Here is a 17,170-nt window from a genome sequence, read left to right on the forward strand (position 1 = left end):
CCTCGTTTGTCCATACTTTGCCGAAATTTATATTTCCTCGAGATGCCATTAAAACACGCCCTCAGCAAGTAGTTCGGCGTTCGGAATACGCAAACGCGCCACCTCGGAAGGTTCAAATTTAGTGAGTCCTCCAGCATAGACCCGGCCGGAATTTTGGCTGACGTTGGTATTGAGCCATGCCACCAATTGCTCGACTGAATTTTCAGGCAAGGGAACCTTCGGATAAAGGCCATGTGCGACATTGATGATGCTGGCACCAGCGGTGTTGACGGCGAACACTGGTGGGCGTCGTCCCATATATGTCACGACAATTTGAGGAGCCGGCTTGCTCATATCGACGCGCCACCACGGCTTTCGATGTTCCGCGATCCACCCTTTGTTCGCATGCTCGGACTTTGCCCATTCGAGGAATTCCTGTACGGCCAAAAACTGGTCATGCTCGAGCTGTTCCAAATTAGCTGGCAGCGCGACCACTCGACGAAGGCCCTCTACATTATCAATTCTTCCGCCTGCGTGGATGATGTCAGCCGCATCGGTAATCGTCGGGACCAGAAATTCTTCCGGCAGTCCAAATCGATTGTCCTTTGCCACCCAAACAGAATTTTTCCCCGTCACCTGACCTCGACTGACCTTGAATAACTCGCCGAGGTCTATGAACGCTTCGTTCCTCACAATTTCTTGATTTCTCACCAAGACAGACCATTTTCGCTCCGCTTTTGCGGTAATTTTGTTGGCGCGGTGTCCACCTTGAAGTTCGAGAAGTTGCTCGACTCGATCGATATTTTTGAATTCGATATCCGTATCTGCCGAACCTGGCTCAAAGCATGTAATGCACGCGGAAACCATTGCATCGCCGAACACTGGAACTTCTGGCGAAACAACAAAGACTGCCCGGCCACCGAGTCCATTCGTCATCATGTCACGCAACGATTGACCATAGTTGACATCGAGCCATTCCGCAGCAGTGATAAAACACCCCAAGTCTCCAGGGCGGGATAGCGCAAGAGTTTTGAGAAAAAAATGCAGGTGTAATCCTGCCAATTTGCTTGAGGCGTATCCCAGGTTTTTTAAACCAGTGCTGTACCAGTCCTTCCAGGCCGGAGAAATATCATGATGACGCACATACGGCGGGTTTCCGATGAACAGCGTGCGTCCCTCTACAGGCTCCAGTTGCAAGGTACGATAATCCCCAATATGAATCTCGAGGCGATCGGCTACTCCCAGTGCGGTTGCGTTTGCGCGGAGCAGCAACGCCACCAGGGGGTCCGTCTCCGCAGCAACACCGAAGGCGTGAGAATTCTGACGCAGACCGTGTAAAACATAGCGCCCCGTCCCAGCTCCGGGATCGACAATTCGTACAAACTCCCCCATCGCCTCTGCCCAGGAAAACATGCCTAGTACGGCTTCGACTGGAGTGAACGTCTGCCCAACACTACGACGTTGTTCTGGTGAGCGGATGAGGCAATAAGCCGCGCCGAGAGGATCCGTCGAATCGACGATGGCGGCGCGGACAAATTCGACTAACTCATCACTCACGACCGTTGCGTACTCATCGGAAACTTCCTGCTCATGCCAGGACAAGACAGCGCCATTCACGAGTTTTTTCGCTACCGAAACAAGCGTCGGCATATGGAGAAGGGCGTCAAGGACAGCAACGCCAGCTGCGGGTGATTGGGTAGTCATGGGGTAGTTCAGCAGGATAAATGTCAGGGTGGATCGAGCCAGCAATAAATTTTTGGCTAAATATAGACCCGCGCGAATGATAACCTACGGCTGCAATTCATTGCGAAGACTCGATCGTTGCAGTATACAGGACACTGTTTTTATATACAGTCAAATCATCCAGCAGTGTGGAGTGCGAACACCGAACTTACTCAGCGCCCGTGACAATGGAGCGGCCTCCGCGCATTCAAGCGCGCAATCACGGTGCTGAGAATTGGCCCCACGGCAGTCCGCGCCATGCCTGGAGGTGATATTTTTCCTTTCTCTACAAGGAAACTATCGCATGCAACAAATGACAAGCACGAAGTGGCTGACGCTGTGGCTAACATGTTGGCTGTTCATCCTGGGCCTGTTCGGCCAGGCCAACGCCGCTGATGTTGTTCCGACCAAAGATCCGGCCTGGTCGCAGTCGCTCAATGGCAACTGGTCGTTCAAATACCTGCCCGGCCTGGACGCTGGCGCCGATGCGCAGTTCACCGCGCCCGGCTTCGACGTCTCGCGCTGGCAGACCATCGCGGTGCCGGCCAACTGGGAACTGCACGGCCATGCCGAGCCGTCGTATGGCGACAATCTCAAGGATGGCCTGGGCCTGTATCGCCGCACGTTTACGATGCCGAAAAACTGGGCCGGTCGCCGCACTTTTCTGCGCTTCGACGGCGTGGCCTTCGGCTATCAGGTGTGGGTCAATGGCAAGCTGGCTGGTGCGTCGTCGGCCAGCGCGTTCAACCGCCATACCTTCGATGTTACCGATCTGCTGCAAGACCGGAATACGGTGGCTGTACGCGTCACCACCAAGCCGCTCGGCTATGAATTCGACCTCAACGACGACTGGTCGCTGTCGGGGATTTATCGCGATGTGACCTTGATTTCGCTGCCGGCCGTACACGTGCAGGACCTGGCCGTCAGCACCGTCTTGCAGGGCAGCGACGCTCGGTTCACGCTTGATGTGCAGCTGAGCGCGCCCGGCGCGACCGTACATGCGGAGCTGTTCGATGCCAAGGGCAAGCGCGTTGCGGGGCAAGTGCTGAAGAATGTCGCTACGCGTGTTACCGCTGACCGGCCTTCGAGCTTGCCTGCGAATTTGCCCACGACTGTGTCCGCAGAGCCGCGCGACGACCGTCTCATCAGTTTGGGAACAACACTGCGCATCACCCAGCCACAACTTTGGACCGCAGAAACGCCAACGCTTTATCGCCTGGTGCTCAGCGTGAAGCAGCAAGGCAAAACCATTCAGACCGTCGAGCAACGCGCCGGCCTGCGTGAAGTCAAGGTCGCCGGCAAGCAGTTGCTGGTCAACGGCAAGCCGGTCAAGCTGCGCGGCGTCAATCATCACGACCTCGATCCCGTCACCGGCCGCGCCGTGACCGAGGCGCAGATGCGCCAAGACCTGGCGCTGATGAAGCAGGCGAACGTCAACTACGTGCGCACGTCGCACTACCCGCCCCACCCGCGCCTGCTCGAACTCTGCGACGAACTCGGCTTTTATGTGATGGACGAGGTAGCCATCGGACACGGCGAAAAAAACCTCGACAATCCCGCCTACCGCGACAACATCCTGGCCCGCGCCCGCGCGACCGTCATGCGCGACAAGAATCATGCGTCGGTAATTATCTGGAGCATCGGCAACGAGAATCCGAACAACGACTTCGAGCTCGACGCCGGCCGGCTGGTCAAACAGCTCGATCCCACCCGGCCGATCACGCTGCCCAAGATCGGCAGCTATTTCGCCAAAAACTACGAGCAGATCCCGCCGTTCGTGGACCTGTACTCGCCGCACTACCCGAGCAACGCCACCCTGACCGGCTACGCATCCAAGCTCACGCGCCCGACCATCCTGACCGAGTACGCGCACGGGCTGGGCCTGGCCAGCGACCGCATCCAGGACCAGTGGGCGATCCTGCAGGCGAACCCAGTATTCGCGGGCGGCTCGATCTGGCACTTCCACGACCAGGGCTTGCTGCGCCGGAGCAGCACGCCGGCCGATCCCGGCCAATCGACCCAGTACGCCTGGCGCGACACCCACCAGTTCTACGATACCCACGGTCTCGACGGCGCCGACGGCCTGGTCTATGCCGACCGCACGCCGCAGGTGGATTTCTGGCAGATGCGCAAGGTCTATGCGCCGGTCCAGTTCGTCGAACGCACGGCGCAGGTGGCAAGTGGCCAACAGCACGTCGCTGTCACGCTGGAAAACCGCCACGACTTCCGCAGCTTGCAAGGCATCACCCTGCACTGGGCTTTGCAACAGAACGGTGTGACGCGCCAGCAAGGCAAGCAAGCGCTGTCGGCGCCGGCGCGCTCCAGTCAGGCCACCACCATCGCGGTGGACATTCCGGCGCCGGCAGCAATACTCACCGATGTGCTGGTTTTGCAATTGCGCGCGGTGGACGAGCATGGCCTGCAAATCAACGAACGCAGCTTGCGCCTGGTGCGCGCGGAACCGTCGCAGTTCGACTGGACCGCCGCCACTGCTGCGACAGCAGCCCCGGTGCTGGCAGACGAGGCCGGCACGGTTTCCATCACCACGACGCAATGGGTATTGAGCGTGCAACGCGCGACCGGCGCGCTGACGATCCGCGACCGCGCGGGCCGAACGCTGGTCGATGGCATCCACCCCCATGGCGGCCGCAAGTTCACCATGGCCGAGGCGCTGGGTGCGGCCAAGTCCGGCACCTGGCCGGCGTCGATACTGGAGAAGGCCGAACTGCCGGTAATCCGGGCGGACCGGATTGGCGACCGCGTACGGCTGTCGGTGCAGGCGACGTATCGCCTGCCTGAGGCGACTGCCGCAGTGATGGCCGATGCGTCCCGCCTCCTGCCGGTGGCTACCAAGGCGAAGACGGCAGGTGTGGCCCAACACCAGCCTACCGCTGCTGCAGCGGCAACGGCGAATGCGCCAGACCAGCCGGCGGCTGCGGCGGACGCAGCGCCACGTCTGCCGGTGACGGCAGCAACGCAAGCAATGCCAAAAAATGCCGCGCTGCCCGACGACCTGCTACCCACCGGCGATGCCAGTGCCGCAATCAGCAAGGAGCAAGGTTTAAGCGGCGCTTATACGCTCGAGATCGATGGCAAGGGCGCGCTTGCCGTCAGCTATGCATATCGCCCGCTGGCGCCGGGCGCCATCGTCTCGGAGGCGGGCTTGTCGCTGGTGGCGCCGGCTGGGATCGGCGAGTTCCGCTGGATCGGCCAGGGACCGTATGCCGGCTATCCGGGCAAGGATCAATTGAACGAATTCGGCGTGTACCACCTCAATCGTGCCGATCTGCGCTTCCAGGGTAACCGGCGCCAGACCGAATTGGCGGTCCTGTCGGACGCTGCCGGCGCCGGCTTTGCGCTGGCGCTGCCGGCCGCCGATGTGGCGGTCGAGCGTCACGGCGCGCGCACGCTGCTCAGTCACAACGCGGTCATCGGGGGCTTGGGGAATAAGGGAACCCAGCCGGAAACCATCGTCGCGCTGGACAAGGTGGGAGAAATCTCCGGCCGGTTCATGCTGTTGCCGCTAGGTGGCGCCTGGCCCGGTGCCTTGCAAGGCTGGGTGGGTGCGCCAGGTGCGGCGGGGGAAGTGTTACAACCGTTTTTCCACAGTTATGATCAATAGCCTATGAGAGGAATCGGCGCATGGCCGATTCCTCTTGCCGTGTTAGCTACCTGCTGGGGTGGTGACGGCTGTTTTATTGTTTTTCTTCAACGCTTCGACTGCAGCTGCGTTGGCCAAGGTGGTATCGACGGTCCAGCTCACGCTGGTAGCGCCAGCATCGATGACCGGCGTAAAAGTGACAGTCTTGTCCTTGGAGTCAGTAGCGACGCCCTCGGCCAGCACCAGGGTGATGGTGCCTCCAGTAACGGAGCCGGAGGCCACTTCCTTGGTGGCCGTCACAGTCGGAACACCATTGGAGCCGGACGTACAATTGGTGACTGCGCCGCCAGCTTCCTGGGCGCACAGCGCCACGGCGGTTTTGGTCGCGTCCGCTGCCGCCAGGATGTTGGCGACTTTGGCCTTGACCGTGTAATTGCTGTAAGCAGGAATGGCGACTGCAGCCAGGATGCCGATAATGGCCACCACGATCATCAGTTCGATCAGGGTGAAGCCGGCCTGGGCCTGGGATTTCATGGACTTCATGTGTTTGAGGGATTTCATGGTTGCGTCTCCGGGGTTGAGATGGGTCAGTGTCACACCTGAGATATCGCAATCGCCGTGCCAGCTCTGCGCCGGGGCAAACCATGCTGCGGCAGTGTCAAAACTGCCGTTTTTTGTCAGTCGCGCTGGCGCGATTTGTCAGCGCTGACAATTTTCGTCAATCAAAAATGACAAAAGGGAGCACACGGCTCCCTTTTGTTATGTTGCAGTAAAGCCTGTGATTACAGCATGGCTTTCAGCAGACGCGCCATTTCCGACGGGTTTTTGGTGACGGTGATGCCGCAAGCTTCCATGATTTCCAGCTTGGCTTGTGCGGTGTCAGCGCCGCCGGAGATCAGCGCGCCGGCGTGGCCCATGCGCTTGCCCGGAGGAGCGGTCACACCGGCGATGAAGCCGACCACTGGTTTTTTCATGTTGTCTTTGATCCAATAAGCGGCGTTGGCTTCGTCCGGACCACCGATTTCGCCGATCATGATGACCGCGTCGGTATCAGGATCGTCGTTGAACATCTTCATGACGTCGATGTGCTTCAGACCGTTGATCGGGTCGCCGCCGATACCAACTGCCGACGATTGGCCCAGGCCCAGTGCGGTCAGCTGACCCACTGCTTCATAGGTCAGGGTACCCGAACGCGACACCACGCCGATACGACCCTTTTTATGGATGTGACCTGGCATGATGCCGATCTTGATTTCGTCAGGGGTGATCAGGCCTGGGCAGTTAGGGCCCAGCAGCAGGGTTTTCGAACCGGCTTTGGCCATGCGGTCTTTCAGTGCCATCATGTCGCGCACCGGAATGCCTTCGGTAATGCAAATTGCCAGGTCCAGCTCGGCTTCTACGGCTTCCCAAATTGCGGCGGCTGCGCCTGCTGGTGGGACGTAGATGACCGACACGTTGGCGCCGGTTTCTTTTTTCGCTTCTGCAACGTTAGCGAAAATTGGAATGCCTTCGAAGTCTTCGCCGGCTTTCTTTGGGTTCACGCCTGCCACGAAGGCATTTTTGCCGTTCGCGTAGTCGCGGCAACCGCGGGTGTGGAATTGGCCGGTTTTACCGGTAATACCTTGGGTTACGACTTTGGTATCTTTATTGATCAGAATGGACATAGTGATTCCTTAATTAAGCTTGACCGGCAGCAGCTGCAACAACGCTCTTCGCTGCTTCTTCCATGGTGTCGGCTGCGATGATCGGCAGACCGGAATCGGCCAGCATCTTCTTGCCCAGATCTTCGTTGGTGCCCTTCATGCGCACGACCAGCGGCACGTTCAGCGACACGGCTTTCACTGCGGTGATCACGCCTTCGGCGATCACGTCGCAACGCATGATGCCGCCGAAGATGTTCACCAGGATGGCTTTCAGGCCTGGGTTTTTCAGCATGATCTTGAACGCTTCGGTGACTTTCTCAGCCGTGGCGCCACCGCCAACGTCGAGGAAGTTGGCCGGCTCGCCGCCGAACAGCTTGATGGTGTCCATGGTGGCCATGGCCAGGCCGGCGCCGTTCACCAAGCAGCCGATGTTGCCGTCGAGCGAGATGTAAGCGAGGTCGAATTTCGACGCTTCGACTTCAGCTGGATCTTCTTCGTCCAGATCGCGGTAAGCGACGATTTCTGGTTGACGGAACAGTGCGTTGGCGTCGAAGTTGAACTTGGCGTCCAGGGCGATAACTTTGCCCGAACCGGTCAGGATCAGCGGGTTGATTTCGGCCAGCGACGAGTCGGTTTCCCAGTAGGCTTTGTACAGGCCTTGCAGGTTGGTGACGGCGTCAGGGATCGAGGCTTCTGGTACGCCGATTTTGGCAGCGATGCCGGCAGCTTCAGCGTCGGTCAGGCCAACCGATGGATCGATGGCGATCGAGTGCAGCAGTTCAGGGTGCGATTCAGCGACTTCTTCGATGTCCATGCCGCCTTCCGACGAGGCCATCAGAACAACGCGCTGCGATACGCGGTCGGTGACCAGCGATACGTACAGTTCCTTGTTGATGTCTGCGCCTTCTTCGATCAGCAGGCGACGTACTTTTTGGCCTTCTGGACCGGTCTGGTGCGTGACCAGTTGCATGCCCAGGATTTGCTCGGAGAATTCTTTAACTTGTTCCAGCGATTTTGCGACTTTCACGCCGCCGCCTTTACCACGGCCACCGGCGTGGATTTGTGCTTTTACAACCCAGACCGGGCCGCCCAAGGTTTCAGCAGCTTTTACTGCCTCTTCGACGGACAGGCACGGAATACCGCGTGGTACCGTCACTCCGTATTTCCGGAGGATTTCTTTGCCTTGATACTCATGGATCTTCATGCTGGCTTCCCTTCTGATGCTGATGTGTAAAAATCGATTAAGACTGCGGAATAGTGTGATGCTCGGGTAAAACTATGGCCCGGTCGCTGATCGTACTGGCGGCAAGGCAAATCGGGGGGTGCATGAGGAGGGTGTAACCGGCATCGATACCATGCGGTCCGCCATGGCGTGTACACGCTGAGGCGGCGATCGCGCGCGTGCGGGACGCACGACGAGGAACAGGAATCGACAATGACATAAGATGAATACCGCTCGCGCGGCATGATTAGTTAGCAGCCCTGTACATTTCTCTTATAAAAAATATACGTTGCCGTAGCTTCTACGGACAACCACCGCACCCACGGTGCTGCAAAAACCGTAAAAGTGTAGCACACCCCAGACCGAGTTGATACGTGTCATATGACATCTGGCGATAAACCGTTGGCGCTGGCAGGGGTATTTGCAGGCATTCACAATGGAAATATCGGCAATCACTGGTCGAAATCGGCCGTACCCTTCATGGCGGTGCGAATGGCGCGCTGGGAGAAACCGCGTTGCAGCAGGAAGCGCATTTGCTTGTTGCGTCCTTCGGGGTCGGTGGCGACTTCGCCGAACTTGCGCTCCCAGATCTCGCAGCAGCGCGCGGTCTCGGTGTCGGCCAGGCCGGCCTTGAGATCTTGCAGCGCTTCGCCCTGCACGCCGTGGATTTGCAGCTCGGCCATGATGCGGGCATTGCCGAAACGGGCAGAACGGCGGTGGATCAGCGATTCGGAAAAACGTTCTTGCGACAGCCAGTTGTTTTTTTCGAGCAGGTCGAGCAAGGCGTCGACGTCGTCGGTGTCTTCGGCATAGCGTGCGAGCTTGCGCGACAGTTCGAGACGGCTGTGCTCGCGTTGGGACAGGTAGCGCAGGGCGCGGCCTTTGAGGCTGAGGGGGGGACGGGGCATGATGGAACCTCTGAGAATGCCGGGCGCTGATGGCCCGGCACTCCTTAAAACATACGCAACGTCAACTTACGCCGCGTCGGCTTCGCCTTTGGAAGGCTTGAGCTTGACGACGGTATCAGGCTTTTCAGCGGCCACTGGCGCCAGTGGCGGCAGCGAACGTACGCCCAGCGATTCGCGCACGCGGTTTTCGATTTCCCACGCCAGTTGCGGGCGCTCTTGCAGGAAGATACGGGCGTTGTCCTTGCCCTGGCCGACGCGTTCGCCGTTGTAGCTGTACCACGAACCCGATTTCTCGACGATCTTCGCTTCCACGCCCAGGTCCAGGATTTCGCCTTCGCGCGACGTGCCGGCGCCGTACAGGATGTCGAAGTGCGCTTCCTTGAACGGTGGCGCGATCTTGTTCTTGACGACCTTGACCTTGGTTTCGTTACCGATGACTTCGTCGCCGGACTTGATCGAACCGGTACGGCGGATGTCCAGGCGCACGGAGGCGTAGAACTTCAGCGCGTTACCGCCGGTGGTGGTTTCCGGGCTGCCGAACATGACGCCGATTTTCATGCGGATCTGGTTGATGAAGATGACCAGGGTGTTGGTGCGGTTGATCGAGCCGGTGAGCTTGCGCAGTGCTTGCGACATCAAACGTGCTTGCAAACCTGGCAGCGAATCGCCCATGTCGCCTTCGATCTCGGCGCGTGGGGTCAGCGCGGCGACGGAGTCGATCACGACCATGTCAACGGAACCGGAACGCACCAGGGCGTCGCAAATTTCCAGCGCTTGTTCGCCGGTGTCCGGTTGCGAGATCAGCAGGTCGCTCAGGTTGACGCCCAGCTTTTGGGCGTAGGTGACGTCCAGTGCGTGCTCGGCATCAATGAACGCGCAGGTGCCGCCCAGTTTTTGCATTTCCGCGATGGTTTGCAGGGTGAGCGTGGTTTTGCCCGAGGATTCAGGACCGTAGATTTCCACCACGCGGCCGCGCGGCAGGCCGCCGACGCCCAGCGCCACGTCCAGGCCCAGCGAACCGGTGGAGACCACTTGTACTTCTTCGATAGGCGCACTGGCATCCATGCGCATGACGGAACCTTTGCCGAACTGCTTCTCAATCTGAGCCAGCGCGGCGGCCAGCGCCTTGGCTTTCTCGGATGCGGGTACTACAGCTTTTTTATCGTCCATAATGTGCTTTCAACCAGTTGGTGGTGACAATTTGTCGGTACAGGTAGTACTGTATAAAAAAACAGTGATGAGCGCAAGCGCGATTTGATTGAAATGTCGATTAATTTTGGCGACGCCCGGGCGCCGTGCAAAAATTCGCCAGCAAGCAAAAAATCCAACACAATACCGGCTTGAGTCTTTGCCCCAGTGCACCCGGAGTATCCACATGCGTATATTACTTGCCGAAGATGACGGCGTTCTCGCCGACGGGCTTACCCGCTCGCTGCGCCAGTCCGGCTACGCCATCGATTGCGTGCGCAACGGCCAGGAGGCCGATACCGCCCTCTCCACCCAGGAATTCGACCTGCTGATCCTCGACCTGGGCCTGCCCAAGCTGTCGGGCCTGGAAGTGCTGCGCCGCTTGCGCTCGCGCGGTTCGCTGCTGCCGGTATTGATCCTCACTGCAGCCGACTCGATCGAGCAGCGCGTCAACGGCCTCGACCTGGGCGCCGACGACTACATGGCCAAGCCGTTTGCGCTATCGGAACTCGAAGCGCGGGTGCGCGCCCTCACCCGCCGTGGCGCCGGTGGTGGCGCCACCGTGATCAAGCACGGTCCGCTGTCGTACGACCAGGTGGGCCGCAGCGCCTATATCAACGAGCAGATGCTGGACCTGTCGGCGCGCGAGCTGGGCTTGCTGGAAATCCTGCTGGCCCGCACCGGCCGCCTGGTCTCCAAGGAGCAACTGGTCGATCACCTGTGCGAATGGGGAGAAGAGGTGAGCAACAACGCCATCGAGGTATATGTGCACCGGCTGCGCAAGAAGATCGAGGTGGGCGGCGTGCGCATCGTCACCGTGCGCGGTCTCGGCTATTGCCTGGAAAAATATTCTGAAGCGAAGGCTGCCGCCGTCGAAGCCGGAGACGCGGTCAAGTGAGCCACCAGGCGGCCGACGCGGGAGACGACGCCCCCGAGTACCAGCCGCCTGTCGTCGAGCCCGACGAGAGCATGCAACGCTCGCTGTTCGGCGAGATCCTCGACTGGATGCTGGCGCCGCTGCTGCTGCTGTGGCCGATGAGCATCGCGATTACGTACCTGGTGGCCAAGTCGATCGCCAATCAGCCGTTCGACCATGCGCTGGAAGACAGCGTGACCGTGCTGGCGCAGCAGGTGCGCTCGGTCGATGGCAAGCTGATCCGGGGCTTGTCCGGCGCCGCGCGCGACATCCTGCGCGCCGACGATGTCGATAACATCTATTTCCAGATCCTCGGGCCGCACGGCGACGCCATCGACGGCGACCGCGACCTGCCCCACCCCGGCAGCGATCCCGACGAAGACCAGGCCCGCGCCGGCAGCGTGCGCTTCCGCAACGACACCATGCATGGCACGCCGGTGCGCGTTGCCTACATCCATATCCGCGTGGAACCCAGCGACAGCGCCCCCTCGCCCCATCCGCCGCTGGCGCTGGTGCAAGTGGCCGAAACACTGGAAAAGCGCGCCCAGCTCGCCAACGAGATCATCAAGGGCGTGATCCTGCCGCAGTTCATCATCCTGCCCATCGTGCTGGCCCTGGTGTGGTTTGCGCTGTCGCGCGGGCTCTCTCCGTTGGCGCAGTTGCAGGAACGGATACGCGCACGCGGGTCGGACGACCTCAGCCCCATCGCCTCGAACCTGGTGCCGGAGGAAATTTCGCCGCTGGTCGGTTCGCTCAACGAAATGCTCGAACGGCTCGGCCACACCATCGAGATGCAAAAACGGTTTATTGCCGACGCCGCGCACCAGATGCGCACGCCGCTGGCCGGCATGCGCATGCAGTCCGAGCTGGCGCTGCGCCAGACCGACAGCGGCGAAATCCACCGCTCGCTCGAGCAACTGGCCAAGAGCTCGGAATCGGCCACGCGGCTGGTCAACCAGCTGCTGGCCCTGGCCCGCGCGGAAAACCAGCCGCAGGCCGGCTCCAGCATGGTGCAACTGGAACTGTCGGCGCTGGCGCGCAGCACCGTGCACGACTGGGTGCAGGCCTCGTTCGTGCAGCAGATCGACCTCGGCTACGAAGAGCCGCCAGCACCGGTGCACATCGCCGGCGACCCGACCATGCTGCGCGAGCTGCTGTCCAACCTGATCGACAACGCGCTGCGCTACACGCCGGCCGGCGGCAGCGTTACCGTGCGGGTGCGCGTCGATATCGAAGACCATGCGCTGCTGGAAGTGGAAGACACGGGCCCCGGCATTCCACCGGCCGAGCGCACCCGCGTGTTCGAGCGGTTTTACCGCATACTCGGCAACACTGCCGAAGGCAGCGGCCTGGGCTTGGCCATCGTGCGCGAAATCGCCCAGCAGCACGGCGCCGAGGTGGATGTGTTCAACAATCCGCGCGTACAACTGGCCAAGTTGCCGGGCAGCCTGTTCCGCCTGACCTTCCCGCTGCCAGCCGATCCGCCAGATGCGCCCGATGAGCCGCCCCACTTTGGATAGCCAAGGATAAAGCATGGATAAAACCATTCGCCGCCACCACTGGCAACAGACCCGCCGCATGACCGGCTGGTTACTGCTGCTGTGGCTGATCACCACGTTTTGCGCGGCGTTTTTTGCGCGCGAACTGAACAACCTGTCGATCTTCGGCTGGCCGCTGTCGTTTTACCTGGCCGCGCAAGGCGCGTCGCTGGTGTACCTGGCCATCATCGGCTTCTATGCCTGGCGCATGCGCCGGCTCGACCGCCAGGCCCGCGCCGCTGCAAAGGTTAAACCATGACAGAGCGCAGCTTCGTCAGCAAACTGCGGCGCTACTACCTGCTGTTTACCGCCGGCTTCGGCGGCTTTTTGCTTTCCCTCACGCTGCTGGAACAGGAAGGCATGCCGCGCATCTGGATCGGCTACCTGTTCATGTTTGCCACTATCGTGCTGTACGCGATTTTGGGGGTGCTGAGCCGCACGTCCAACGTGCTTGAATACTACGTGGCGGGGCGCAAGGTGCCGGCCATGTTCAACGGCATGGCCACTGCTGCCGACTGGATTTCGGCAGCGAGCTTCATCAGCCTGGCCGGCGGCCTGTACCTGCACGGCTTCGATGGCCTCGCTTACATCATGGGCTGGACCGGGGGCTACGTGCTGGTCGCCTTGCTGATCGCGCCATACCTGCGCAAGTTTTGCCAGTACACGATTCCCGATTTTCTTGCCATGCGCTTCGGCGGCGTCGGTGGAGCGAATGGCGAAGACAACCCGGCCGGGCGCGTGGTGCGCATCATGGCGGTCATGGCCACCATCATCGTTTCGTTTACGTACGTGGTGGCGCAGATTTACGCGGTGGGACTGATCACGTCGCGCTTTACCGGCGTCGATTTTTCCGTGGGGATTTTCCTGGGGCTGGCGTCGATCCTGGTCTGTTCGTTCCTGGGCGGCATGCGGGCGATTACCTGGACCCAGGTGGCGCAATACATCATCATCCTGGTCGCCTTTTTGTTGCCGGCGATCTGGATGTCGATCAAGCTCAGCGACAATCCGATCCCGCAAGTAGCCTACGGCAAGCTGCTACCCAAGCTCAGCGCGCGCGAGGCGGTGTTGCAGGCCGATCCGAAAGAGGCCGAGGTGCGCGCCATCTTCCAGCAGCGCGCCGACGATTACCAGCAGCGGCTCGACAACTTGCCCGCCTCGTGGGAAGCGGGCCGGCGCGACGCCCAGCGCCGGCTCGACCAGGTGAAAACCCGCAACGCCTCGCTGCTCGACATCCGCAGCGCCGAACGGGCGCTGATCGCCTACCCGAAGAATCCGGAAATCGCCGCCAGCGAATGGGCCGAAGCCCATGCCTACAACCTGGCCCGGGCCCGTCCGATCAACCCGCACGCGGAACCGTACGCGGGCGACGCCGAGACCTCCGCCATCAAGCGCAACAATTTCGTCGCGCTGGTGTTCTGCCTGATGCTGGGCACGGTGGCGCTGCCGCACATCCTGATGCGCGCGTACACCACGCCGTCGGTGCACGAGACGCGGCAGTCGATGGTGTATGCGCTGTTTTTCATCCTGCTCATTTACCTCACCATTCCGGCGATGGCGGTCCTGGTGAAATACGATATTTATACGGCGCTGGTCGGCAGCGACTTCAACCACCTGCCCGGCTGGGTGTCGTACTGGGCCAATGTCGATAAACTGACGCCGCTGTTCAGCATCACCGATGTCAACCGCGACGGCGTGGTGCAACTGGCCGAAATCACCATCGACGCCGACGTGCTGGTGCTCGCCGCGCCCGAAATCGCCGGGTTGCCGTACGTGGTTTCGGGCCTGGTGGCCGCTGGCGGCCTGGCTGCCGCGCTGTCCACTGCCGACGGCCTGCTGCTGGCGATTTCCAATGCGCTGTCGCACGACATCTATTACAAGATCGTCGACCGCCACGCGTCCACCCAGAAGCGCGTGACGATTTCCAAGCTGCTGCTGCTCGGCGTGGCCTTTATTGCCGCCTACGCCGCCTCGCAGCGGCCCGGCGACATCATCTCGCTGGTGGGCGCGGCATTCTCGCTGGCCGGCTCGACCCTGTTCCCGGCGCTGGTGCTCGGCGTGTTCTGGAAGCGCGCCAACCACCAGGGCGCCGTGGCCGGCATGATCGCCGGCTTTGCCGTATGCCTGTACTACATGTTGCACGCCAACCCGGTGCTGGGCGGCAGTGTCACTGGCCAATGGTTCCATATCGCCCCCACGTCGGCCGGGATTTTCGGCGTGCCGGCGGGCCTCCTGGTGATGGTGGTGGTGAGCCTGCTGACGCCGCCACAAGACTCACAGACGAGTGCGCTAGTGGACTATATTCGTGCGCCTGAGAAATAATTTCATGGCTTTTATGATAACTGAATGGTATTGTTGAGAGCTTAACAATTTCTCTCTATCACTATGCGCTCCACCCGAGTTTTCGCACGCTGCGCCCGCTACACAGTACTGGCCGCTGTTGTGGCCAGCGCCCCACTTGCCACGCTGGCGCACGCCGCCGAGCCGGCGCCAGCCACGGTCGCCCAGCGACCGCCGATCACCGACTTCTTTGAAAACCCCGAGTTCAGCGGCGCCCTGCTCTCGCCCACCGGCAAATACCTGGCGGTGCGCATCGGCAGCAAGGACCAGCGCGACCGCCTGGCGGTGGTCACGCTGGCCGACACCAGCGTCAAGGTGGTGGCCACCTTTGGCGATGCCGACATCGGCAGTTTCCAGTGGGTCAATGACGAGCGGCTGGTGTTTACCGCCACCGACCGCACCGTGGGTCAGGGCGATGCGCGCTACGGTCCGGGCCTGTACGCGATCAACCGCGACGCCAGCAAGTTCATCCAGCTGGCCAGCCGCAGCGGCAAGTCGCTGTTTACCGGCGGCAGCATGATACGCAACCGCGACATGTTGCCGGCCAATACCTATCTGCTGGGCCAGAAGGCCGCGCAGGACAGCGAGTTCGTGTACGTGGTGCGGCCCGAGATGTCGGGGGCCAGCCAGGTGCACGAGACGGGCCTGTTGCGTCTTAATACCCTGACCGGGCGGGCGACGCCGGTGACCGGCGCCCCCGATGACAGCAAGCGGTGGCTGCTCGACGACAAGGGTGAGCCGCGCATCGTCACCACGTCCAAAAAAGGCATCAGCACGATCCAGTACCGCGATCCGGCCACCAGCACCTGGCGCGAACTGGCCTCGTACAACACCTATACCGGCGGCAAGGACGGATTCTCGCCACGCGCCTTCGGCCCGGACGGCACGCTGTACGTGGTCACCCACGCCGGCAAGGACACCACGTCGCTGCATAAATACGACCTGGCCACCAACCAGGTGGCGCCGCAGCCGCTGGTACAGATCGACGGCTACGACTTTAGCGGCAGCCTGGTCACCGCCAACGGCAAGCTGCTCGGCGTGCGCTACCTGGCCGATGCCAGCGGCACCACCTGGTTCGATGCCGGCATGCAGGCGATGCAGGAAAAGATCGACGCCATGCTGCCCAACACCGTCAACCTGCTGAGCGTGCCCACCCGGTCCGAAACGCCGTGGGTGCTGGTGATTGCCTATGCCGACCAGTTCCCGTCGCGCACCCTGCTCTACAACAGCGAGACCGGCAGTTTGACCACGGTGGGCGGCAGCCATCCGAAGATCAAGCCCGAACAAATGGCGCGCCAGACCCTGGTGCACTACAAGGCGCGCGATGGCCTGACCATTCCGGCCTGGCTCACCGTGCCCAAGGGCGACGGCAAGAACTTGCCGCTGGTGGTGCTGGTGCACGGCGGCCCGCATGTGCGCGGCAATAGCTGGGGCTGGAACGCGGACAGCCAGTTCCTGGCCTCGCGCGGCTACGCGGTGCTGGAACCCGAGTATCGCGGCAGCACCGGCTTCGGCAACAAGCATTTCCGCGCCGGCTGGAAACAATGGGGCCTGAAAATGCAGGACGATATCGCCGACGGCGCGCGCTGGGCGATTGCCCAGGGCACGGCCGATCCCAGGCGCATCTGCATTGCCGGCGCCAGCTACGGCGGCTATGCCACGCTGATGGGCCTGATCAACGACAAGGACTTGTACCAGTGCGGCATCAACTGGGTGGGCGTGACCGACATCAACATGATGTACGACGGCCACTGGAACTTCACGTCCGACCTCTCCGAAACCTGGAAGCAGTACGGCATGCCGCAACTGGTCGGCGACCAGGTCAAGGATGCCGACCAGTTCAAGGCAACGTCGCCGCTGCTGCGCGCAGCCGAGATCAAGCAACCGCTGCTGCTGGCCTACGGCGGCGCCGACCGCCGCGTGCCGCTGCCCCATGGCACCAAGTTCTACAAGGCCGTCAGGCAGACCAATCCGAACGTGGAATGGGTCGAGTACGAAGAGGAAGGCCACGGCTGGGCGCTGCCAAAGAACCGCATCGACTTCTGGGGCCGGGTGGAAAAATTCCTCGACAAGCAGATCGGCGCGGGGCGCTAGGACGGGTATAGTCAGGTTTCTT

The 17,170-nt window shown here is 61.1% G+C and carries 12 protein-coding genes; 6 read left to right on the plus strand and 6 right to left on the minus strand.

All coding sequences use genetic code 11. From position 1 onward, the window contains the following. Positions 1–48: 48 nt before the first annotated feature. Positions 49–1,683: a class I SAM-dependent methyltransferase gene (locus F8197_RS26120; protein WP_152884797.1), complete on the minus strand. Its 1,635-nt coding sequence runs from the start codon at positions 1,681–1,683 to the stop codon at positions 49–51. Between the two features lie 322 nt (positions 1,684–2,005). Between F8197_RS26120 and F8197_RS26125 the strand changes: the two genes are divergently transcribed. Next, the gene (locus F8197_RS26125) at positions 2,006–5,323 is read left to right on the plus strand and encodes a glycoside hydrolase family 2 TIM barrel-domain containing protein (protein WP_152884799.1); all 3,318 of its coding nucleotides are present in this window, start codon (positions 2,006–2,008) and stop codon (positions 5,321–5,323) included. Positions 5,324–5,365: 42 nt separating this feature from the next. Here the strand turns inward: F8197_RS26125 and F8197_RS26130 are convergent, their stop codons facing one another. The 5 genes from F8197_RS26130 to recA form a co-directional block, all read right to left on the minus strand. Continuing rightward, positions 5,366–5,863, minus strand: coding sequence for a pilin (locus tag F8197_RS26130; protein WP_304438330.1), 498 nt, complete (start codon positions 5,861–5,863; stop codon positions 5,366–5,368). Between the two features lie 221 nt (positions 5,864–6,084). After that, complete coding sequence (gene sucD / locus F8197_RS26135; RefSeq protein ID WP_019923788.1) at positions 6,085–6,966, minus strand: succinate--CoA ligase subunit alpha; 882 nt, start codon at positions 6,964–6,966, stop codon at positions 6,085–6,087. A gap of 13 nt (positions 6,967–6,979) precedes the next feature. Continuing rightward, a complete protein-coding gene (gene sucC, locus F8197_RS26140) occupies positions 6,980–8,149 on the minus strand; it encodes an ADP-forming succinate--CoA ligase subunit beta (protein ID WP_152884801.1) in 1,170 nt (389 codons plus the stop codon). 470 nt (positions 8,150–8,619) lie between these two features. Then, positions 8,620–9,075, minus strand: a complete 456-nt coding sequence (gene recX / locus F8197_RS26145) for a recombination regulator RecX (protein WP_152884803.1) — start codon at positions 9,073–9,075, stop codon at positions 8,620–8,622. Between the two features lie 66 nt (positions 9,076–9,141). After that, positions 9,142–10,245, minus strand: coding sequence for a recombinase RecA (recA, locus tag F8197_RS26150; protein WP_019923784.1), 1,104 nt, complete (start codon positions 10,243–10,245; stop codon positions 9,142–9,144). Positions 10,246–10,450: 205 nt separating this feature from the next. Here recA and F8197_RS26155 point away from each other — a divergent pair, with 205 nt between their 5' ends. From F8197_RS26155 to F8197_RS26175, 5 genes are all read left to right on the plus strand, one after another. Next, positions 10,451–11,161, plus strand: coding sequence for a response regulator transcription factor (locus tag F8197_RS26155; protein WP_152884805.1), 711 nt, complete (start codon positions 10,451–10,453; stop codon positions 11,159–11,161). Beyond that, positions 11,158–12,699 carry a sensor histidine kinase N-terminal domain-containing protein gene (locus F8197_RS26160; protein ID WP_373996988.1) on the plus strand — a complete coding sequence of 514 codons (1,542 nt, stop codon included), beginning with the start codon at positions 11,158–11,160 and terminating at the stop codon, positions 12,697–12,699. Before F8197_RS26155 ends, F8197_RS26160 begins: the two co-directional genes overlap by 4 nt. A 13-nt stretch (positions 12,700–12,712) precedes the next feature. Then, entirely contained in the window at positions 12,713–12,976 is a 264-nt protein-coding gene (locus F8197_RS26165; RefSeq protein ID WP_152884807.1) for a DUF4212 domain-containing protein, read from the plus strand. Next, on the plus strand, positions 12,973–15,036 hold the full coding sequence (locus F8197_RS26170; RefSeq protein ID WP_152884809.1) for a sodium:solute symporter family protein: 2,064 nt from the start codon (positions 12,973–12,975) through the stop codon (positions 15,034–15,036). The genes F8197_RS26165 and F8197_RS26170 overlap by 4 nt, the downstream gene beginning before the upstream one ends. A gap of 63 nt (positions 15,037–15,099) precedes the next feature. After that, complete coding sequence (locus tag F8197_RS26175; RefSeq protein ID WP_152884811.1) at positions 15,100–17,148, plus strand: alpha/beta fold hydrolase; 2,049 nt, start codon at positions 15,100–15,102, stop codon at positions 17,146–17,148. Positions 17,149–17,170 lie beyond the last annotated feature (22 nt).

This window comes from Duganella sp. FT27W (assembly GCF_009295655.1).
GTDB classification, from domain to species: Bacteria; Pseudomonadota; Gammaproteobacteria; order Burkholderiales; family Burkholderiaceae_D; genus Rugamonas; species Rugamonas zoogloeoides.